Here is a 21,296-nt window from a genome sequence, read left to right as displayed (position 1 = left end):
CCAAGCCACAAAGCCGTTGACCATCATACTTATTTTACAATTTAATCGTCGAGAGAAGGCTCAGCGGCCAAATCCACTTATGTTTATTTAGGTTCTTCATATGTCAAGATCGCCTTATAACGGCATAGAAAGACGCGCTTTTTGGAAAATCGCCGTTGAAAAACGCATTGAGGTAGCCTCTTCAGACATTTTCAGGCCCAAGTTCCCGTTGACGAATGACATGAGGATTGCGACCGCAGGATCATGTTTTGCGCAACATGTTGGGCGGGCGCTCAGACAATCTGGGTTAAGCGTTATTGATGCCGAACCTGCGCCCCCAGGTACACCTGAGAACCTCGCCAAAAATTATGGATATTCCACGTATTCAGCGCGCTACGGCAATATCTATACTGTTGCGCATTTGCTGCAAATCATGAAAGAGGCCACTGGTCGATTTACCCCAGCAGAACCCGTTTGGGCCTTAAAAGACCGGTTTATTGACTCTCAGCGACCAAACGTTGAACCGACCGGATTAGAAACCCCTGATGCTGTCATATGGCATCGCGCGCGTCATTTGGAATGTATAGTTAAGATGATGCAGTCTTGCGATGTGTTTGTTTTCACCTTCGGCCTCACAGAGGCATGGCTTCATACTGAAACTCAAACCGTATTTTCCCTTGCACCCGGTACGTTAGGCGGCAGCTTTGATCCTACGGTTCATAGCTTCAAGAACTATACAACGCGCACTGTCGTTGACGACTTTCGAGAGTTCATGAGGCTCGCGCAGACGCTTAACCCCAACATAAAGTTCTTGATCACCGTATCCCCTATCCCTCTGGCTGCGACAGCGAGCGGCACCCATGTAGAGATCGCCACAACGAGATCAAAGGCTGTGTTGAGGGCCGCTTGCGACGAACTGACTTCCGACTTTGCGAACGTCGACTATTTCCCATCCTACGAGATTATTAATTCACCGCGTTCGAAAGGACAGTTTTTCGCACCCAATTTGCGCGATGTCACCCCTGAGGGCGTTCAAACGGTTATGACAATCTTAATGCGCGCTTACGGGTTTGAAGATCGGATGGGTTCCACCGTGCTTTCCGAGGCGCCAATGCCCCTTACAGACGACGATATGGATGCCCGTTGTGAAGAGGTTCTATTGAATCAATTTGCTGATATAGGAGTGGCGAAAGCATGATGAATCTCATCATTTTTGGCAACTCACATGTAGGTGCTTGGCGTGAAGCGTGGCCTACGCTCGCACCTGATTATCCGGACATAAATGTTACGTTCTTCGGCATACCTGAAATGATCCATAGGCGTTATCGGATCCAAGATACAGGCGTGTTCTCAGCGTTAAAAATATCGGATGATGAGCGCAAACGTGTCGTTGATATTAATGGCTTTGATCAGGTGCAGCTTAAAGATTATGATCGGCACCTTTGGGTCGGCATGAACTGGAAACCAGAAAATGCCGTGATGATCACCACCTCTGGCGACCCGGACACGATCGAGGACGCATCCACCGGGCGGCCAGCATACTCAAAACCCTTTCTTAAAGCGATCTTCGAACTACAAGCCGCAAATATCTTGAGGGATAGCAGAGTCAACCTAGACGGCTCCATCCGCCCGGACATGCATCCTCGACCGATCTACGCGGAAGAGTGTCAAAGCAGCCTTCATCCCCTTTATGACGTCTGGCGGGAGACTGCAGATATAGGCTCGGCAAGGTCAGCTATTCTCGGATACTATGAAGAAATCATTGTGGACTATTTCAGCAGACAGGGCCTGAAATTTGTGCCTTCGCCCATGGGCTTACGTAGTAGTTCTGGGGCGACAAAATCGGAATATCTGTCGGCCGGAGGCGGAATTGCTTCGCTTAGAACTCCCGCAAGTCGAGGTGATTTTTCACACATGAATGCAGAGTACGGCCGAGTGTGCCTCAAAAACTATCTGGACTATTATTTCACATAATCCTAATTATCGGTTTATGTGGTGTAGCCGGGGGCGCGCTACCCTCAAGTGCGACTCTTGTTAGAAAACAGTAGTTTATCTAATAAGAGGAATCGGTATGGGAGCCGTTTACGACCAACTGAGTATCACAGAACGACGCAAGATAGAACGCTGGAGACACGCTAAGGTCCCAGTTGACGAGATGGCGCGCGTTCTGAAGCGCTGCAGATCAACGATATTTCGCGAGCTAAAGCGCAACCATTTCTCGGACGAAAGCATGCCGGGATGCGATGGCTATTACGGTGCCGCTGCTCACCTCATGCAAGCGGAACGTCGTGGTCGAGAGCGCAAACTGATCAAACATCCTGAACTTCGCAAGCGCGTGATCGAGCGTATCAAGAACGGTTGGACACCAGAGCAGATCAGTAACCGTATGATCCACGAGCGCGCTCCCCTCAGGGTCTGCCAGGAAACCATTTATCGCTACATCTATTCCACAGAAGGTCAGCGCGAAGACCTGTGGTGGTATCTGCCGACGCACCGTATCGCTCGACGTCCCCGCCGCACCCGAAGACACAGAGAACCCAAGTTCCACCGCGATGTCAGCATCTTATTTCGCCCGGATGATGTGGCTCATCGCCGTCAATTTGGCCACTGGGAAGCTGATTTGATGCTGTTCAAACAGAAGCTTGGCCAGACCAACGTCACCTCACTGGTTGAGCGCGTCAGCCGCTTCACCGTGATCCTGAAAAACCCCAACAAGCGCACCAAGCCGGTCATGGGCAAGATCATGAGTGCCATCAAAGACCTCCCCCTCGTCGCCCGCCGGTCCATCACTTTTGACCGCGGAACCGAGTTTGTCAGTTGGCCACACCTACAAGCCGAGATCGGAACCCAGACGTGGTTCTGCGACCCCTCCAGCCCCTGGCAGAAAGGCACAGTCGAGAACACTAACCGACGCCTTCGAAGGTGGCTGCCCCGCAAACGCGACATCCGGCAATGCACAGATCACGATATGAAGGTGATCTGTGATCGCCTCAACAACACGCCACGAAAGTGTCTTGGATGGAAGACCCCAGCCGAGGTCTTCCGCGAAAAGATATTGGAGGAAATGCGATGACATCCCTACCCTGATCCCAACAAGAGTCGCGGTTCACGTATCGCTCACAACCTTTGCGCCGATGTCTAGATTGACGGGCATTTCCTGACGGTCGATATCTATAAAAAAGACATTGATCCGAGCTGGATCTTGGAAGTCGTAAACGAACTCGGCACCTCAACCGTGTTCGATAATCCGTTCATCGCGGACAGCCTTGCTTGGGAGCAGTTCGAGGAGACCGTGAAGGAAGTAGGCCCCGCTGCCTTCTTCTCCAAGAAAGAAAAGCGTCTGTTTTTTCCACTGACACACGCAAGGCTTCACAACCCTCAGATATTTGAGGTCCGTGGGCTGCAAAGCCTTGCTACCCTCGCCGCTTCAGGTGACACTTCTGCTATGCAAACTCGGTGACATTTCTGAATGGTGCTTACATATTGTCCGTATCTGTAGAACAAACCCCACTTCCCGGCGTCGTCGTCATCAGCCCAGCACGCTTCGGCGATCACCGAGGGTTTTTCTCGGAATGCTACAACGCCCAAGCCCTCGCCGAGCACGGTATCACCACACAATTCGTGCAAGACAATCACTCCCTGTCCATGACCCAAGGCACCATTCGCGGGCTCCATTTCCAGGTTCCGCCCCACGCGCAGGACAAGCTGGTGCGCTGCGGGCGTGGCGTTCTTTTTGACGTGGCGGTAGATATCCGGAAGGGGTCGCCGACTTATGGGAAGTGGTTCGGGGTCGAGCTGAGCTTCGAGAACGGCAAGCAGTTGCTGGTACCGGCGGGCTTCGCGCATGGGTTTGTGACACGCGCTCCAGAGACTGAAATTATCTACAAATGTTCGGATTATTACGCGCAGGAGACCGAAGGGGCGGTCGCTTGGGACGATCCTCAGGTCGGAATTGACTGGGGTCTGGGGGATATGACGCCCGTTTTGTCGGATAAGGACGCAAATGCGCCCTCTTTGGCTGATCTTAACAGTCCGTTCACGTTTGAGGGTGTATAGATGAAGCTATTGGTGACAGGCGGGGCGGGTTTCATCGGCTCGGCAGTGGTGCGTCTGGCAATCGCGCGGGGACATAGTGTGGTGAACCTTGATGCGCTGACCTATGCGGCGTGCCTTGAGAATGTGGCGAGCGTGGCGGACAGCCCTCTATATGCGTTCGAGCAGGCAGATATTTGTGATCGGGAGGCGTTGGATAGGATCTTCGAAACACATCAGCCCGACGCGGTTATGCATCTCGCGGCCGAGAGTCATGTGGACCGATCCATCGACGGGCCGGGGGCGTTTATTCAGACCAATGTCACCGGCACCTATACGTTGCTGGAGGCCGCGCGCGCTTATTGGCAAGATGCGGGCAAGCCCGATGGCTTCCGCTTTCACCATATCTCTACCGATGAAGTCTATGGCTCCCTCGGTCCCACAGGGCAGTTTACCGAAGAGACGCCTTATGACCCGCGCAGCCCCTACTCCGCCTCGAAAGCCGCCAGTGATCATCTGGTGCGCGCCTGGGGCGAGACCTATGGCCTGCCAATAGTGCTTACAAATTGCAGCAATAATTACGGGCCCTACCACTTCCCTGAAAAACTGGTGCCCGTCGTCATCCTCAAAGCGCTCGCCGGAGAGCCAATTCCGGTCTACGGCGATGGCGCGAATGTACGTGACTGGCTGTTTGTCGAAGACCACGCCGATGCGCTGCTGACCGTGCTGACGAAGGGTACGCTTGGCCGCAGCTACAATATCGGGGGCGAGAACGAGGTCAGCAATCTTGAGCTGGTCAGAATGATCTGCGCCCTACTCGATGATCGCCACCCTGAAGGCGCGCCGTATGCCGACCTGATCACCTTCGTCGCCGACCGCCCGGGCCATGATCAACGCTATGCAATTGATCCGACACGTATCCAGACAGAGCTTGGCTGGCGGCCCTCGGTCACGGTGGAAGAAGGGCTGGCGCGCACTGTGGATTGGTACCTTGGAAATAAAGACTGGTGGCGCGCGCTGCAAATCCGCCAGGGTGTTGGCGAGCGATTGGGCGAGGCATGAAGATCCTCGTCTTCGGCCACAGCGGTCAGGTCGCCACGGAACTGCGCGCGCTGAACAGCGATGATATCCAAATCACCGCCCTCGCCCGCACCGATGCGGACTTAACCGACCCCGCCGCCTGCACCGCTACGATCAATGCCCATGCGCCTAATGCGGTGATCAACGCCGCCGCCTATACTGCCGTGGATAAGGCCGAAAGCGATACAGAAACGGCGCAGCTCATCAACGCCGATGCCCCCGCCGCCATGGCCCAAGCCTGTGCCGCGCGCGATATTCCTTTCGTCTCTATCTCGACCGATTATGTGTTTTCAGGCGCTGGTGACACGCCTTGGACACCTGTCGACCTGACCGATCCGCAAGGCGTATACGGCCGCACCAAGCGTGACGGCGAGGTCGCAATTGTGAAAGCGGGCGGGCGCTACGCCGTGTTACGCACCTCATGGGTCGTGTCGGCGCATGGCAATAACTTCGTCAAAACCATGTTACGACTCGGAGCCGAGCGCGAGGCATTAACCATCGTCGCCGACCAGATCGGCGGCCCTACCGGCGCTGCTGAGATCGCACAGGCCTGTGTAATAATCGCCGAAACCCTCATTTCAGATCCCAAAAAGTCTGGCATTTACCATTTCTCGAGCGCGCCCAATACCGGTTGGGCTGATTTCGCTCGCGCGATTTTCGACGCCGCCAAGCTTCCCTGCGCTGTCACTGATATCCCATCGTCCGACTACCCTACCCCTGCAAAACGCCCTCTGAACTCGCGACTGGATTGCGCAGCGACCGAGGCCGCCTTTGGCATTTCCCGCCCCGATTGGCGCGTGAGCCTCACCCATATTTTGACCCAACTTGATTTTCCCAAGGACTGATTTCCCATGACCCAGACGCCTGAACGCAAAGGTATTATCCTCGCTGGCGGCTCCGGCACGCGGCTTTATCCGATCACGATCGCCGTGTCGAAACAGCTGCTGCCGATCTATGACAAGCCGATGATTTACTATCCGTTAAGCGTGCTAATGCTGGGCGGTATCCGCGAGATCCTGATCATCACGACGCCCCAAGACGTCGACCAATTCAAACGAGCTTTGGGCGACGGCAGCCAATGGGGCATTTCGCTAAGCTACGTCACGCAGCCGAGCCCCGATGGATTGGCTCAGGCTTACATCTTGGCCGAAGATTTCCTAGACGGAGCACCTTCCGCGATGGTGCTTGGCGACAACATCTTCTTCGGCCACGGCCTGCCCGAGATCCTCGCCCAAGCCGACGCCCAAACCACCGGAGGCACCGTCTTCGGCTACCGCGTATCGGATCCTGAACGCTATGGTGTCGTGGATTTTGACGAGAACGGCCAAGCGCGACAAATCATTGAAAAGCCAGAAGTGCCTCCGTCGAATTATGCAGTTACAGGGCTGTATTTTCTGGATCACACCGCATGCGAGCGCGCTAAAACGGTCAAGCCATCGGCACGAGGAGAGCTAGAGATCACGACGTTGCTTGAAACATATTTGCATGACGGATCGCTGAATGTGCAACGTATGGGGCGTGGGTATGCTTGGCTGGACACCGGGACGCATGGAAGCTTGCTGGATGCTGGCAACTTTGTCCGCACGCTGGAAACGCGGCAGGGCTTGCAGACGGGAAGCCCTGAAGAAATCGCATTTGACCAAGGGTGGATCAGCGCCGCGTCATTGGAAGAACAAGCCAAACTATTTGAAAAAAATGAATACGGTGTCTATCTGAGTAACCTAAATCGTTCGTTAAGATAACCATAAATCCCAAAATGTTTCGCGCGCGAAACAAATTCTTTTTATCGTATTGGACCCTCCCGTGAGAAAAATCTTCATCACCGGCACTGCCGGCTTCATCGGTTTCCACCTTGCACAACTCTTGCTCGACGAAGGGTTCCGCGTCCACGGCTTTGACGGCATGACCGACTACTATGACGTCAAGCTGAAGCAGCGCCGGCACCAGATGCTGCTACAGAACCCGCATTTTTCGATGACCGAAGGGATGCTTGAGGACGATGCGCTGATCACGCAAGTCACCGACGATTTCGCGCCTGATGTCATTGTCCACCTCGCTGGGCAGGCCGGCGTTCGCTATTCGCTGGAAAACCCACGCGCCTATCTCGACAGCAACCTTGTCGGTACATTCAACGTGATGGAGGCCGCGCGGCGGTTGAAGGTTGAACATCTGCTAATGGCCTCTACCTCCTCGGTCTACGGCGCCAACGAAGATATGCCTTTTGCCGAGACTGATAAGGCCGATACCGCCCTCACCTTCTACGCCGCGACGAAGAAAGCGAATGAGGCAATGGCGCATTCCTATGCGCATCTGTGGGATCTGCCGACAACGATGTTCCGCTTCTTCACGGTCTACGGTCCCTACGGGCGCCCCGACCTGGCGCTGTTCAAATTCGTCGACGCGATCCTCGATGGGCGCCCAATCGATATCTACAACCACGGGGACATGTACCGCGACTTTACCTATGTCACCGATCTGGTCCGCGGCATCCGTCTGTTGATCGACACGCCCCCTGTCCGCCCCGATAACCGCGAGGTGCCCGAGGGAGACAGCCTGTCCCCCGTGGCCCCCTTCCGCATCGTCAACATCGGCAATTCCGACAAGGTGCGCCTGCTCGATTTCGTCGAAGCGATCGAGCAAGAGCTTGGTCAAAAGGCAATCCGTAACTACATGCCAATGCAGATGGGCGATGTGCCCGCGACTTGGGCGAATGCGGAACTGCTAAAAACCCTCACGGGTTACAAACCCCAGACCGATATCAAGGATGGTATCCGGGAATTTGTAGCTTGGTTCCGCGACTATTACGCCAAGTAGTTTTTGGACGAGGAGTTTGCGATGCCGACCTTGAATGATGCCCCCATTGCCGTGATCGGCTTGGGGTATGTTGGCCTGCCCTTGGCGGTCGAATTTGGCAAGAAGCGCAAGGTCGTCGGCTTTGACATAAACACCGCCCGTATCGCCGAACTGCGGGCCGGCAAGGACAATACGCTTGAGGTGGATGCTGCGGAGATGGCCGAGGCCGCGCATCTCTCGTTTACCGACCAGCTGGATGATATTGCGAAATGTACCACATTTATCGTGACCGTCCCGACGCCAATCGATGAGCACAAGCGTCCCGATCTCACCCCCCTACTCAAAGCCTCCGAGACGATCGGAAAGGTTCTAAAGCGCGGCGATATCGTGATTTATGAATCCACGGTTTACCCCGGCGCAACGGAAGAAGATTGTGTGCCTGTGCTGGAGAAGATCTCCGGTCTTACCTTCAACCAAGATTTCTTCGCCGGCTATTCACCCGAGCGGATCAACCCCGCGGACAAAACCCACCGTCTGCCCAACATTGTCAAAGTTACCTCCGGATCCACGCCTGAAATCGCAGATAAGGTCGATGCGCTCTATGCGTCCATCATCACCGCTGGCACGCACAAAGCGCCGTCGATCAAGGTGGCGGAGGCAGCGAAGGTAATCGAAAACACACAACGAGACGTGAACATCGCGTTGGTGAATGAACTTGCCCTGATTTTCAATAAACTCGACATCGACACCCAAGATGTGCTCGACGCGGCAGGCACCAAGTGGAACTTCCTCCCCTTCCGCCCCGGCCTCGTCGGCGGCCACTGCATCGGCGTGGACCCGTATTACCTGACGCAAAAAGCCCAATCCGTCGGCTATCACCCCGAAGTCGTCCTCGCCGGCCGCCGCATCAACGACGGAATGGGCTGCTACATCGTCGGCCGCACCGTCCGCGAAATGATCGCGCGGGACATTCCTGTGAAGGGGGCCCGCACGCTTGTCATGGGGCTGACATTTAAAGAAAACTGTCCCGACCTGCGCAACACGCGGGTAACGAATATTATTCATGAGCTGGAGACTTACGGCGTGAACGTTGACATCTACGACCCCTGGGTCGATAGAGCAGAAGCACAGCGGGAATACGGGCTAAAGATGACGGCAGCGCCTGAAACCCGGGGGTACGATTCAATTATTATTGCCGTGGCACATGAGGCGTTTCTGAATGAAGATATCATAGGGAAGTACGCCAACGTAAACGCCGTGGTGTTTGACGTCAAAGGTATCTTGCCGCGAAGTTTAGGTGTTTTGCGTTTGTGAACATTAGCATTTGCGTATCTTATCATCCCCTTTACGATTGCCAGCTGAGGTTGCATTTTACAAAGCGCAGATCATCGCAGTGCAGGAAATGCGCAGAGTTCGGCTTCCTTTCCCAAGGTGTGCAAATAGGCTGAGTGACATCTAATAATCTGGTCATTTGCGCCAATGGTGCGCCATAGATAGCGTTATTTACCGCCGAGCCGAATGCAAGTTTCAGCGACGTGCCAGTCGACGTCTGCTCTACGCAAAATGCGTATCTTTCGCTCCTTCGATTCAGGGGCGTACTTTTGCACCCAGCGGTAGAAGGTTGATCGAACATCAATATTCCGCGCCCTGTGAGAAGATTAATGACAACCTGATAGGACAGCGGTTACCGCAGACACCGGCGTACTGCACACAGGATCGTCTCGCGTGGAAAACGATGATGTTTGAACGGTAACTTGCGAGGCATACTCGATCGCAAAAGCCCAAACGTGGCAGCTTATGCAGTAGTGCCCTGCGGGCGAACAAACTGGAGGCTTTTGTCGGTGAAGATGCTTTGGGAGCGGATTGAGAGGATAGACTTACTCGACTGAGATCCCCGAAAATCGCGCATCCTCTTCTGCCGGCTGACTTCGCTACACACTCACGCATTACATCTTGTTGTCACTTCATAGCTGACAAAGAGGTGTTGAAGTAAAGTGACGGCGTAGTCGCCCAAGATGCGTATTTTGCTAGTTTGCTGTTGACAGGAATTGGTGACTTCGATATAGAGCGGGTCGCTCAGCGGTGTTATCACGTTAACGGGCCGAGGTTACTTGTACATTGATCTGGGCGTGGGGGATTTCGATGCAGGTATTGAAATTCAGCTATAAGCGCCATCGGTTTCCGCCTTAGATCATCGCTCACATCGTATGGCTCTACGTCCGGTTCAGCCAGAGCGTTCGAGAGGTCGGCAAGCTGATGCTGGTACGTGGCGTGGACGTTTCGTACGAGACTATCAAGCGCTGGACCGTCAAGTTCGGCCTTTGATCGTCACTTTCTGCGGCAACGGCGGCCGCGCCCCAGCGATATCTGGCACTTAGACGATGTTGTCGTGAGGATAGCGGGCCGGTCATACTCGCTGTGGCGCACGGTCGATAAACACGGCACCGTTCTTGAAGAAAACCTTCAATTCATGCGAGACGAGCGCGCTGCCAAATGGCTTTTAGTCAGATTGATGAAACGTTGGGGCATCGTTCCTAAAAGGATTATTACAGTCAATCTGCGCTCGTGCGGGGCAGCTAAACGCGAGGTAGTGCCAGCCTTTGATCATTGGTCCCACGAGGGGGCCAATAACCATGCAGAAAACAGCCATCTTCCTTTTCGAAAACGAGAGCAGGTGATGCAGGGTTTCCGATTGCCGGGTAGTCTACAGCGCTTCAGCTCGATGCAATCTGCAACTCCCGATTCCTTATCTGTACCAACCCTCCGTCGTTCCGCGCTCACCAGCTGCTACCAACGACTCGAAGCATTCGAGGCGTGGAAGTCCGCGACAAAAGTCGATTGGTCAACGATCGGCACTCCAACTTGCAAGCTCGGGGAGTTAACGGGATAACACTCCTCATTCGCCTTCTCGGAGGCGGCGTGTCGACCACGTGGTCCCCTGCATAGGGCAACCGGATGTTTGCCCCTTAAACCGAAGAGGTCGAGGCCATCAGCAGGTGGTGCACAAATGGATGCGTGCCAGGACTATCACGTCGAAGGTGCCGATCAGGTTGGTTTCGACATAGGCGCGGGGGTGTTCCAGGAAGTAGCGGACCCCGGCCTGTACTGCGAGATGGACGATCATCTGGGACTGGAACTCCTTTGCCGCGGTGGTCAGTGCGACCATATCCTGGAGCATGGCGACCGTGTCGCTGTAGCCCGGCATGGCCAGCAGGATATTGCGGCGCGCCTTCTACAGCGCCACAACGTAGTAATTCGTCATAGAGTCGAAGCCGTCGACTTGCTGGCCTTGTGCCGGCAATAGTCGCACCGGATAAAAGCCGATAAAGCCTGCGGTGCCGGTGGCCGGAAGCCGTGGCATGAAAATGTCAGTCCGGTATGATATGCGCAATGTACAGTCAAAGCCATCGCACACCTGTCCCGCCACAAAAAATACCCGATTCGCAAACACCTGTCGCGCAAGGACCCGTGATGCACAGGGATCACAAGAAAGCGCGAGGGTTGGACCCGTTGAAAAACCGGAAATCCGCACCCGCACCCCCCATGTCCCTGTCGTGGCAATGTTTCGGTTGCCCTATGAAACGGTTTGTGACATTTCGAACGCATGCATTGATTGAAAACTTGAATTGGCATGACGCACAGAATCGACAATACGGTCGTCCCGGCGTCCGAAATGGACATGGTGGGCACCCTGCCCCGTACAGTGCAGTTCCGCATGCGGTCCATGACCCCCGGCGCAAACCACGCTGCGCGACCGTCATGGGCCGCGGTGCCGCCCGCAAACGCGACTGCAGGGCATGGGCCCGGCCGCCACCTTTTAGGAAAACAGGACATATAGAATGCGCATTGCAATGATCGGCACCGGCTATGTCGGCCTTGTCTCGGGGGTCTGTTTTTCGGATTTCGGCCACGAGGTCGTCTGCGTCGACAAGGACGCGGCCAAGATCGACAGTTTGAATGCGAGTCATGTCCCGATCTATGAACCCGGACTGGACGACTTGATGGCCCGCAATGTCGCGGCCGGGCGTCTGTCGTTCACCACCGATCTGGAATCGGCCGTCGCTGGGGCTGACGCAGTTTTTATCGCCGTGGGCACACCGACACGGCGCGGCGACGGACATGCGGACCTGTCCTACGTCTTTGCTGCCGCCGAGGAAATCGCGAGCTTCATCAGCGACTATACAGTGGTGGTCACCAAATCCACCGTGCCCGTCGGCACCAACCGCAAGGTCCACGAGATCATTGGGCGGATCTGCCATGCCGACCTGTACGGCGTCGCCTCAAACCCCGAATTCCTGCGCGAGGGGGCCGCGATCGACGACTTCATGCGCCCGGACCGGATTGTGGTGGGTGTCGACGACGACCGCGCCGCCGAGGTGATGCAGGCGATCTACCGGCCGCTTTACTTGCGCGATTTTCCCATCGTCACCACAGATCTGGAAAGCGCCGAGATGATCAAATACGCGGCCAACGCCTTTCTGGCGACCAAGATCACCTTTATCAACGAGATCGCGGCGCTGTGTGAAAAGGTCAGCGCGGATGTGAAGTCGGTGGCGCGGGGCATCGGTTTGGACAACCGGATCGGCGGCAAGTTCCTGCATGCGGGACCTGGTTATGGTGGATCGTGCTTTCCCAAAGACACCCGTGCACTGGCCCGGATCGGGCAGGACCACGCCGTCCCCCAGCGGATCGTTGAAGCGGTGATCGACGTGAACGAAGGGATCAAGAGGCGGATGCTCGACAAGGTGCAAGACCTGTGTGACGGCAGCTTCAACGACAAGACCATCGTGGTGCTGGGGGTGACGTTTAAGCCCAATACCGACGACATGCGTGAGGCGCCGTCGCTGACCTTCGTGCCCGCACTGGTCGGGGCCGGGGCGCGTGTGCGCGTTGTCGACCCGCAAGGCCGCAAGGAGGGCGAGGCGCTGTTGCCCGGCGTGGACTGGCACGACAATGCCTATACCGCGTCAGAAGGTGCCGATGCGCTGGTGATACTGACTGAATGGAATGAATTCCGCGCGCTCGATCTGGCGACTATCGCACAGGCCATGGCCCATCCGCACATGGCCGACCTGCGAAATGTCTATAGCTGTGGCGATACGATGGCCGCCGGGTTCAAGCGTTACGTGGCGGTGGGTCGATGACGGGTTTCGCGTTCGGGGCGGGGGGGTGACATGTGCGGCATCTTTGGTAATTTTTGTTTCGACCCCGGCAATCTGACCGAGGCCGCGCTGCTGAATATCGCGGGCGCGATTCGGCACCGTGGGCCCGATGCCGTGGGTGTGGCGGTCGACGCGCGTGCAGCCCTTGGCAACACCCGCCTGTCGATCCTCGATCTAAGCGCCGCCAGCAATCAGCCGATGTATTCCGATGATGGCAACATCGTGCTGGTCCAGAACGGCGAGATCTACAACTTCATTGAGCTGCGCGAGGAATTGAGCCGCGCCGGACACCGGTTCGACACCACCGGCGATACAGAGGTGCTGCTGCGCGCCTTCGAGGCCTGGGGCCCCAATTTCGTGACCCGTCTGAACGGTATGTTCGCTATTGCCGTGCAGGACCGCCAAGCCGAAACGATGTGGCTGTTCCGTGACCGGTTGGGTGTCAAACCGCTTTACTATCACGGCACACCTGAAACGGGTCAGCTGTGGTTCGGCTCCGAGATCAAGGTTTTGCTGGCCGCGGGCGTGCCGGCCCAGCCTGACATGGACGCGCTGGCGCAGTATCTGGCGCTGAATTACATCCCGCAGCCCGCGACGGCGTTCGAAGATATTCGCCACCTGCCCCCGGCGAATATGGCCGAAATCACGCCCGTCGGGATAACCTTGACCCCCTATTGGGATCTGGTCGACGTCACACCCGACCCCGGCATGGTGAAGGCGGATGCGGAAAAGGAACTTTACGACCTACTGGACGATGCGACCCGTGTGCGGATGCGATCGGATGCGAAATTCGGTGCCTTCCTGTCGGGGGGGCTGGACAGCTCTTCGGTGGTCGGCCTGATGAGCGCCTATCAGGACACGCCGGTGCACACCTTCTCGATCGGTTTCGACGATCCACGCTTTGACGAGACCCGCTTTGCCCGCATGGCCGCCGATCGGTTCGGCACCGACCATCAGGTGCAGATCATGCAGGCCGATACCGTGTCGCTGTGGCCGCGTTTTATCTGGCATGTGGACCAGCCGCACGGCGATGTCTCCTTCATGCCGATGGATCAGGTGTCGGCCCTGGCCAAGCAGGACGTGAAGATGGTGTTGACTGGCGACGGCGGCGATGAGCTGTTCGCAGGCTATGACAAGTACGCCGATTTCTTTCCAGGCGGCGGCACCGGTCATCTGGGTGATGACTGGGAAGACGACTTCGTGCGCCGCGCGGGACTGTTGCAGGACGACGAACCTGCCACGCTGCTGACCGGCAACCTGCACGCGGCGTTCCACGATGTAGATCCCTACCGCGCCCTGTCGCGCCAGATCCAGCGGGCCGGCCATCAGGATTCGATTAACCGGGTGCTTTACGCCGAAACCACGACTCTGCTGCCGGGCAATAATCTGGTCAAGCCCGACCGCATGGCGATGGCCAACTCGCTCGAGGTGCGGTCGCCGTTTCTGGACTACCGGATGGCCGAATTTGCGTTTCGCATGCCCGGCCACCTGAAACTGACCGGTGGCGAGACCAAGGCGATCTACAAAAGTGCCATGCGTGATCTTTTGGGCGACGAACTGACATACCGCAAAAAGCAAATGTTCACCGTGCCGGTGGGCGAATGGTTCCGGCAGGTGCTGGCGCATTACTGCCGCGAGATTCTGCTGGACGGACGACTTGGCGCGCGCGGCATCGTATCCGAGAAGACCGTGACCGGCATGTTACAGGCCCATATCGCGGGCGAGGCCAACTATACCCGGCAACTGCGCGCGCTGATCTCGCTGGAAATATGGTTCCGCCTGTTCATCGACCGCGACCCGCAGATGCTGGCCCTAGCACAAGCCGCCCCACATCGCGGTGATAGGCCATGATCGGTCACGCGGCGGTCGCTGCGCGGAACACCCTGTAAAAGTCACGAAAGGCAGGCTCAAATGCATATTCTCACCGTGCGCTCCACATTACCAGACATGGGGCCGGGCACCCAGCCGCTGGTTATTGCGCGCGAACTGCGCAGTCGTGGCGATACGGTTTCGTTCGCCACTTCGGGCGGGGCCTATACCGATACCGTGCGCGCGGCCGATTTCCCGGTGCACATCATTCCCGAACTGGCCCCCGACAGGCACCGTCTGGGTGCCGTAGTCAGGGCCGTGGCAGCCCTGCGGCGCCTGATCGTTGCCGAGAACCCCGATGTGATCCACGGCCATAATGCGGCCGCGACCATCCTTGCGGTGACGGCGGCACGGCTGGCCGGCAAGCGTATCCCTGCAGTGACCAGCGTACGCGGTGTCGAAGAACGCGACACTCACCAGTGGCGCAATAAGATATGGAAACGCACGCCGGGCGTACTGCTGGCGGTTTGCGAGAAGACCCGTGATCGCCTGCTGAGTTTCGGTGTGCCGGACGACAGGATCAGTGTGACCTACAACGGTGTCGATCTGGCGCGATTCCAGCCCGAAAGCGTAGATGGTGCCGTCCAGAGACAGGCGCTTGGGCTGACCGGAAAGATCGTCGTCGGCACCACGGGTGCCTTTACCGGATCTCCCGCGCAGGGAGGACCCAGCAAGGGTCAGCACATTTTGGTCAAGGCAGTAGCGCAGCTCAAGGACAGGCATCCGGATCTGGCGGTTCTGCTGGTTGGCGATGGTAAGACCCGTTCCATGGTCGAGGACCTGGCCCGCGATCTAGGGTGTGCCGACCGTGTGGTTTTTGCCGGACGGCGCTTTGACGTTCCAGAGATGCTCAGCGCGATGGATATCTATTGCCTGGCTTCGATTTCGGGCGAGTTTTTTCCCAACTCGATCATCGAGGCGATGTCGATGGGCCTGCCGTGGGTCGGCAGCGATATCGCGGGGCTGAGCGAACTGACCGCCGATGGCGAGGCCGGACAGGTCACACCGATCGGGGATGTGGCGGCACTTGCGGCCAACCTCGACAGGTTGGCGGGCGATGCGGACTTGAGAGCCAGCCGCGGCGCACGGGCGCGCAACGAAGTCGAGCAGCGCCTGTCGATCGAGCATGTCTGCGACCGAATAGTGTCGGCCTATCTTCAGGCGGGTGTACCCGAAAACATTGCGAGGGAGACATCGCCCCATGTCATCTGAGAAGCGCTTTCTTGTCGTTACGGGAATGCACCGCAGTCATACCTCGCTTCTGGGCAGCATGATCCAGCGTTCGGGCCTACCATTTCACGACGACATGGTGGGCGCGGATATCAGCAATCCGCACGGTCATTTCGAGGATGTCGCGATCCTGAATATTCACAAGGCCACCTTGCGCGACAACGGGGCAAAATGGTTCCGTGGGATCGATCGGCCGCTGGATGTTTCCGATGCCCGACACCAGGAATTGGCGCAGGTCATCGCAAGCAGATTCGCGACCCTGGGGCCGCGCTGGGGTTTCAAGACGCCCCAATCGACCCTGTTTCTGGATATGTTCGCGCGCTACCCACAAGCGCGGTTCCTGTTCATTCACCGCCCGCCCGCGCCGGTCCTGAGCTCCCTGCTGCGCCGAATGGGCAGCCAGATTTACTGGCGACCGGATGCCCCCGGACGGTTCGCCCGTGCCTATGCCGTCTATAATGAACGCATAGCCGCCTTCACCGTCAGCCATCCCGAACGGTGTCATGTTGTGTCGAGCGACCGGCTTATGACCGACCCTGACAACGTCTTGAAAGCCGCCTCTGACAAGCTCGGACTTGGACTGGACGATATCGCTGCCGCACGTGCCCTTGTGCGGCCCGAAACAGTCAGCGCTCCGGCGAATTGGCTGGAACGGATACTGACCCGCCACCTGTCAGGCGGCAGACGTGTGCGTCGGGCCCACGAGGCGGTTCGGGTTCTGGATGCAGTCGCACACGGAGCCACGGCGGCACCGTGATGGACAGGACGCTATTCAGGGGTGCCGGTCTTTCATTCGCCGTCAGAATCGGCGGTGTAGCCTTCGCCTTGCTGGCACAGATTGCCTTAGCCCGGGTGTTAAGCACACACATGTATGGCAACTACGTCTATACGATACAATTAGCAGGGTTGCTTGCGGTCATCGGATCGCTTGGGTTCATCCAAGCTGCCGTGCGTGTCATTCCGATGAGCAATGCAGATGGCGATCCCGTGCACCGTCAGGCCTTCATACGCACCGGAATACTGGTATCGGTTCTGGCCACAACCGTGGTGGCAGCGACGATTCTGGGCCTGACGCAGGTCTGGGGTGTATCGCTGGAAGAGCCCTTCCGAACCGCGCTTTTGACGGTATCGATCCTGCTGCTCAGTGCCTTGACCCTGCTGCGCCTGGGCCAGGAGATCATGCGTGGAGACAAACGGGTGCTGGCGGCACAGATTTGCGAACAGGTGATCCTGCCAGGCGGCCTGCTTTGTCTTGCCGGTATGGTCCTCGCGGCGGGGGCCGATCTGCAGGTGTCCCACGTGATCGCCTTCCAGGCTGTGCTGACCGGTGCCATGGCCGCGACCCTGATCATCATGGCCTTGCGCCGTCGCAGTGCCGTTCAGGACAGCACCCCGCCCCCACCTGCCCCGGCCGGCGTCAAGGTCTGGCTAAGCATGGGGCTGCCGCTGGCCGCTGCGGGTCTGATGGCGGGGTTCATGTCGCGCGGGGACGTCATCGTGCTGGCATTCATCGCCACACCCGAAGAAATCGGTATCTATGCCGCCGCGGCAAGGGTGGCGGGGCTGATGATCTTCGGCCTCGCGGCCGTCAACACGATCGCGGCCCCGTTGTTCAGCGAGCTGTGGCATACCGGCGACCGTGCGGCGCTTCAGTCCTGCATCGGCAGCAGCGCTGCCTTGACCATGTTGATCACCTTGCCGGTCTTTGCGGTTCTCATGCTGGCGCCTGCCCCGATCATGGGGCTGTTCGGTGCCGACTTCATCGCGGCAGCCCCTGTGCTGAGGGTGCTGGCCGTCGGGCAATTGATTAACGCCCTGTCGGGTCCGACAGGGCCGTTGATGGTCGCGACCGGACAAAGCCGCGCCTATGCGGTCCTAACGCTCATCGGTATCCTTGTGACCTTGGGCGGAATTCTCGGTCTGGGGTCGTTGTTCGGCCTTTTCGGCGCGGCCTGTGGTGCGGCTCTTGGCCTGGTTTGGTTTAACGCAAGCATGGCGTGGCGGATCGCGCGGCGAACCAGATTGCGATCGGTGGTCAGTCGGAATGATGTAAGGGCTCTTGTGAGCCAGATCATGCTGCGCCTGCGCAGCCGGAACAGGTCATGATACCGCTTTCGATCTCGGCCGTCGCGCTTGTCATGTCCATCTTGAAGATCAGGGGTCTGTGCAGGATCCGGCATGTCCTGTGTTTTCTGGCTTTGGGTGCGGGCCAGATCCATCTTGCCGTGATAGCTTTAATCCTTCTGTTCGTATCCGAAGACGGTTATCTTCCGCCGGCCCGTTTCCCGCGCGGCCCGACGCTTTTGGCGGTGACCTGCGTTGGGCTGGTGACGGTTATTACCCTGCTGTCGCCGATAACGGGTCGGATCCTGGCCGAGCTCGTGCAGCTTTTGATTTATGCGCTAATCTTTGTACTGGCGACGATCTATCTGCGCAGGCCAGACCGGATCGAACCGCTGATGCACGCAATGGTCATCGCCGCGACCATTGTGGCGTTGCTAGGCGTTGCTGGACAGTTCACCGGTGTTACCCGATCGCCGCATATCTTCATCGGGCGTGGTGGCAACGAGGGTTCGTTATTTCTACTTCTCAGCGGTGTCGTTCCCTCGATAACGCTGTTCATAAAAACGAGGCGAAACATATATCTGCTGCTGCCGTTGTTGATGATGTTTGCGCAGGTTCTGGCACAAAGCCGCTCTAACATGGCCGTTAGCCTACTCATTCTCGTCAGTCCAATGTATTTCCTGATCGGTGCGCGTTGGCTGCGTGTCGTTATCCTGCTAGTCGTGCTGGGCCTTCTATACGCAGCTTTGCCGACGCTGCAGTCTGTGTTCCGGCAGCAGCAAGATTTTTCCACGCTGCAGCGGCTGGCGCTGCTCGATGTGGGTTGGGAACTGTGGCTGGAACGCCCTTGGCTGGGCTGGGGCTGGGGGGCGACATCCGAACTGGTGCCGCAGAACACGTTGACATACGATGCTTATCCGCATTTCCACAATACTTATATCCAGCTTATGGTAGAGTTGGGCGGTCTGGGCTGGCTGGCTATCGCGGTTTGGGTGGGTGGTTCACTCTGGCTGGTGGGCTACGGTGCCGTCCACCGCGTCGATCCAGCGGGAGGTTTCTATATCGCCGCAATCAGCGTGGCTGTATTGGCAGGAGGATTGACCAGTGCCTTGCTGTTTGGCGCGGACAGGGCGGTGCAAGTAATGATAATACTCGCGTTGATCGTCGCGTTTCTGCGGCGCAGGCGTGTCACCGAGAAACAAGTGGCAGGCCAGGCTGAGCACCCAGATCGTGAAAGGCTCTTGTTATGATACGTTTGTTCGATATTCTGTTTGCGCTGTTGATGCTGGCTGCTGCGGGTCTACCGATGCTGTTAATTGCCGTGGCGATCGTGCTGCATGACGGGTTTCCGGTGATCTTTCGCCAGACACGTGTAGGGCGCGGGGGGGATCCGTTTACAATCTTCAAGTTCCGCTCGATGCGCAAATCTGGACCCGAATCCAGCAGTGGGGAGATCGTGGGCCAGTCGCTGGCCGATAAGCAAAAGGCGCGGGCTGCCTTTCAGACCACTCAGGTCGGCGACGAGCGTATCACGCCGGTTGGGCGCGTTATCCGAAAAACCCATCTCGACGAGTTGCCACAAATTTTCAACGTTTTGCGCGGGGACATGTCGGTGGTAGGCGTGCGCCCCGACACCCCCGCCCAAGAAGTCGATTACGACCCCGCCTACTGGCAGACCCGCCATATCTATCGGCCCGGTATCACTGGTCCAGCGCAGGTCGGTCATACCAGCGGCGGCATTCCGCAACGTTGTTTCCACGAACTGACATGGCTGGAAGGGCGATCAGTGAAGTTGTATCTGTTGCTGCTGTTGCGCACGGTAGTGAAAGTCGGCCGGCGCAACAGTTTTTAGGTACCCGCGCCGACAATGCGTCCGATTAGGTCGACAACATTACTGGTGGCGGTGCCCAGCGGTGGCATATCGATGCTTTGCCTGCCCTTGTCGAAATCGCGGGCCAGCAACATGGCGGCCATCGCATCCAGATCGGGTACCGCACGCGCGAGACCGTGCAATGGATAAACGGCGTCTTCGGCATATTTCACGCAGATCACCGGGATGCCGCGCAATGCCGCCTGCAACCCCATGGTGCTGACCTCGGCACAGACCACATCGGCGACGAGCAACGCCTCTTCGGGGCTCAGCTTGCCGTTGTCCAGCAAGCCGTGATAAGCTCCTGACCCGAGTGTGAAAGCACTGTTGGGATGTGGGCGCAGAATATAGGTGAAGTCGGGATCGGCCCGGCACAGCCGCTCGAAAACCGGCACCAGATCCTGCGGTCCAGCATAGGGAGCGCCCGACCGGCCGCGGGCGCCCACTTGGGCTGCGGGCCACAGGATCACCGTTTTGTCTGTCACCCCCAAGTGGGCACGCAGTGCCGCGCGCCGGACCGCGTCGTCGGGAGCCGGGCGCAGGCTGTCGAACGCGGGGTTGCCTGTCACGTGGATTTCGCTGCCGGCTAGGCCCGCTTGCAGAAGATCCTCACGCACCGAGTTTGCAAAGACACTCAGATGTTCGGCATAGGGGCCGGGAATTATCCAGTCGCGTTCGCGGATCAGGAATAGGTCGCTGATTGCCAGCGACGGAATGCTCAGACGGCGTGCTGCCTGCAGCATCGCGTGCTCGAACCGCGGGCTGGTGGTGGTGACGACGGCATCGGGACGCGTGCGTTCGAGATACCGCACCATCGCTTCAACCGGCAGGAACGCCCTGCGACCTTCTGCAGTGACTCGCTCACGGGCGGCACGCGTGCCTATCCGACAGACCAGATCGCGGTAGCCGATGGCGAAATAAGCGGCTGTCTGCGCGGGCGTGATATCGGGGTGCGACTGACCTGCAGTCACATTCTCTAGAAAGGCAAGATCGCCCGCATCGGTGCAGGTGGTAGCTTCGTCTTGCAGGGCAAGCACCGATCGGGCGGGCAATCCGCGCCGCGCGAAAAACCGCGCGGCAGTAGTCAGCCCGATCAGGTCAGGCGTGCTGCCACGCGCGATCAGCCCAGCGGCGACGGCAGCCATGATCTGCGCATGCCCACCGCCGTAGGACATCAGCAGCGGACGTTTCGCAGCAAAGGGCGCGAGGTCTGCCAT

General features: G+C 57.8%; 20 protein-coding genes and 1 pseudogene. 18 read left to right on the top strand and 3 right to left on the bottom strand.

What is annotated here, in order from left to right; all coding sequences use genetic code 11:
• Nucleotides 1-100 precede the first annotated feature (100 nt).
• The 11 genes and pseudogenes from ABM428_RS17520 (at nucleotide 101) to ABM428_RS17470 (ending at nucleotide 10,774) form a co-directional block, all read left to right on the top strand.
• On the top strand, nucleotides 101-1,177 hold the full coding sequence (locus ABM428_RS17520) for a GSCFA domain-containing protein (RefSeq protein WP_353628668.1): 1,077 nt from the start codon (nucleotides 101-103) through the stop codon (nucleotides 1,175-1,177).
• A complete protein-coding gene (locus ABM428_RS17515) occupies nucleotides 1,174-1,953 on the top strand; it encodes a hypothetical protein (protein WP_353628667.1) in 780 nt (259 codons plus the stop codon). The genes ABM428_RS17520 and ABM428_RS17515 overlap by 4 nt, the downstream gene beginning before the upstream one ends.
• Nucleotides 1,954-2,050: 97 nt before the next feature.
• A complete protein-coding gene (locus ABM428_RS17510; protein ID WP_353628666.1) occupies nucleotides 2,051-3,052 on the top strand; it encodes an IS30 family transposase in 1,002 nt (333 codons plus the stop codon).
• A gap of 129 nt (nucleotides 3,053-3,181) precedes the next feature.
• On the top strand, nucleotides 3,182-3,439 hold the full coding sequence (locus ABM428_RS17505) for a hypothetical protein (protein ID WP_353628728.1): 258 nt from the start codon (nucleotides 3,182-3,184) through the stop codon (nucleotides 3,437-3,439).
• The gene (gene rfbC, locus ABM428_RS17500; RefSeq protein ID WP_353628727.1) at nucleotides 3,436-4,035 is read left to right on the top strand and encodes a dTDP-4-dehydrorhamnose 3,5-epimerase; all 600 of its coding nucleotides are present in this window, start codon (nucleotides 3,436-3,438) and stop codon (nucleotides 4,033-4,035) included. Before ABM428_RS17505 ends, rfbC begins: the two co-directional genes overlap by 4 nt.
• Complete coding sequence (rfbB, locus tag ABM428_RS17495) at nucleotides 4,036-5,073, top strand: dTDP-glucose 4,6-dehydratase (RefSeq protein WP_353628726.1); 1,038 nt, start codon at nucleotides 4,036-4,038, stop codon at nucleotides 5,071-5,073.
• A complete protein-coding gene (rfbD, locus tag ABM428_RS17490) occupies nucleotides 5,070-5,936 on the top strand; it encodes a dTDP-4-dehydrorhamnose reductase (protein ID WP_353628725.1) in 867 nt (288 codons plus the stop codon). The genes rfbB and rfbD overlap by 4 nt, the downstream gene beginning before the upstream one ends.
• 6 nt (nucleotides 5,937-5,942) lie before the next feature.
• Nucleotides 5,943-6,833 carry a glucose-1-phosphate thymidylyltransferase RfbA gene (gene rfbA, locus ABM428_RS17485; protein ID WP_353628724.1) on the top strand — a complete coding sequence of 297 codons (891 nt, stop codon included), beginning with the start codon at nucleotides 5,943-5,945 and terminating at the stop codon, nucleotides 6,831-6,833.
• Nucleotides 6,834-6,894: 61 nt separating this feature from the next.
• Nucleotides 6,895-7,905 carry an NAD-dependent epimerase/dehydratase family protein gene (locus tag ABM428_RS17480; RefSeq protein ID WP_353628723.1) on the top strand — a complete coding sequence of 337 codons (1,011 nt, stop codon included), beginning with the start codon at nucleotides 6,895-6,897 and terminating at the stop codon, nucleotides 7,903-7,905.
• 21 nt (nucleotides 7,906-7,926) lie between these two features.
• Nucleotides 7,927-9,198, top strand: coding sequence for a Vi polysaccharide biosynthesis UDP-N-acetylglucosamine C-6 dehydrogenase TviB (gene tviB / locus ABM428_RS17475; RefSeq protein WP_353628722.1), 1,272 nt, complete (start codon nucleotides 7,927-7,929; stop codon nucleotides 9,196-9,198).
• An 876-nt stretch (nucleotides 9,199-10,074) separates the two neighbouring features.
• A pseudogene (locus ABM428_RS17470) lies at nucleotides 10,075-10,774 on the top strand (IS6 family transposase).
• A 99-nt stretch (nucleotides 10,775-10,873) separates the two neighbouring features.
• Here the strand turns inward: ABM428_RS17470 and ABM428_RS17465 are convergent.
• Both ABM428_RS17465 and ABM428_RS17460 read right to left on the bottom strand, forming a co-directional pair.
• A complete protein-coding gene (locus ABM428_RS17465; protein ID WP_353628721.1) occupies nucleotides 10,874-11,089 on the bottom strand; it encodes a GDP-mannose 4,6-dehydratase in 216 nt (71 codons plus the stop codon).
• Between the two features lie 27 nt (nucleotides 11,090-11,116).
• Nucleotides 11,117-11,245, bottom strand: coding sequence for a hypothetical protein (locus ABM428_RS17460; protein WP_353628720.1), 129 nt, complete (start codon nucleotides 11,243-11,245; stop codon nucleotides 11,117-11,119).
• 478 nt (nucleotides 11,246-11,723) lie between these two features.
• On the opposite strand from ABM428_RS17460, the gene ABM428_RS17455 reads away from it, so the two are divergent.
• The 7 genes from ABM428_RS17455 to ABM428_RS17425 are packed head-to-tail and all read left to right on the top strand — an operon-like array spanning nucleotide 11,724 to nucleotide 20,061.
• The gene (locus ABM428_RS17455; protein ID WP_353628719.1) at nucleotides 11,724-13,028 is read left to right on the top strand and encodes a UDP-glucose/GDP-mannose dehydrogenase family protein; all 1,305 of its coding nucleotides are present in this window, start codon (nucleotides 11,724-11,726) and stop codon (nucleotides 13,026-13,028) included.
• A gap of 30 nt (nucleotides 13,029-13,058) precedes the next feature.
• Nucleotides 13,059-14,897 carry an asparagine synthase (glutamine-hydrolyzing) gene (gene asnB / locus ABM428_RS17450; protein ID WP_353628718.1) on the top strand — a complete coding sequence of 613 codons (1,839 nt, stop codon included), beginning with the start codon at nucleotides 13,059-13,061 and terminating at the stop codon, nucleotides 14,895-14,897.
• A gap of 60 nt (nucleotides 14,898-14,957) precedes the next feature.
• Nucleotides 14,958-16,127, top strand: a complete 1,170-nt coding sequence (locus ABM428_RS17445) for a glycosyltransferase (protein WP_353628717.1) — start codon at nucleotides 14,958-14,960, stop codon at nucleotides 16,125-16,127.
• A complete protein-coding gene (locus ABM428_RS17440; protein ID WP_353628716.1) occupies nucleotides 16,117-16,902 on the top strand; it encodes a sulfotransferase in 786 nt (261 codons plus the stop codon). Before ABM428_RS17445 ends, ABM428_RS17440 begins: the two co-directional genes overlap by 11 nt.
• Entirely contained in the window at nucleotides 16,902-18,251 is a 1,350-nt protein-coding gene (locus tag ABM428_RS17435; RefSeq protein WP_353628715.1) for an oligosaccharide flippase family protein, read from the top strand. The genes ABM428_RS17440 and ABM428_RS17435 overlap by 1 nt, the downstream gene beginning before the upstream one ends.
• A complete protein-coding gene (locus ABM428_RS17430) occupies nucleotides 18,248-19,459 on the top strand; it encodes an O-antigen ligase family protein (RefSeq protein WP_353628714.1) in 1,212 nt (403 codons plus the stop codon). The genes ABM428_RS17435 and ABM428_RS17430 overlap by 4 nt, the downstream gene beginning before the upstream one ends.
• Entirely contained in the window at nucleotides 19,456-20,061 is a 606-nt protein-coding gene (locus ABM428_RS17425; protein ID WP_353628713.1) for a sugar transferase, read from the top strand. Before ABM428_RS17430 ends, ABM428_RS17425 begins: the two co-directional genes overlap by 4 nt.
• On the opposite strand, the gene ABM428_RS17420 is transcribed toward ABM428_RS17425, so the two are convergent.
• Nucleotides 20,058-21,296 (bottom strand): hypothetical protein, encoded by a 1,239-nt coding sequence (locus tag ABM428_RS17420; protein WP_353628712.1) that lies wholly within the window; start codon nucleotides 21,294-21,296, stop codon nucleotides 20,058-20,060. The genes ABM428_RS17425 and ABM428_RS17420 overlap by 4 nt on opposite strands.

Source organism: Sulfitobacter sp. TCYB15 (assembly GCF_040435955.1).
Lineage (GTDB): Bacteria > Pseudomonadota > Alphaproteobacteria > Rhodobacterales > Rhodobacteraceae > Sulfitobacter > Sulfitobacter pontiacus.
Note: the sequence above shows the minus strand (reverse complement) of the source record. Positions and strands in the feature narration are given on the sequence as shown.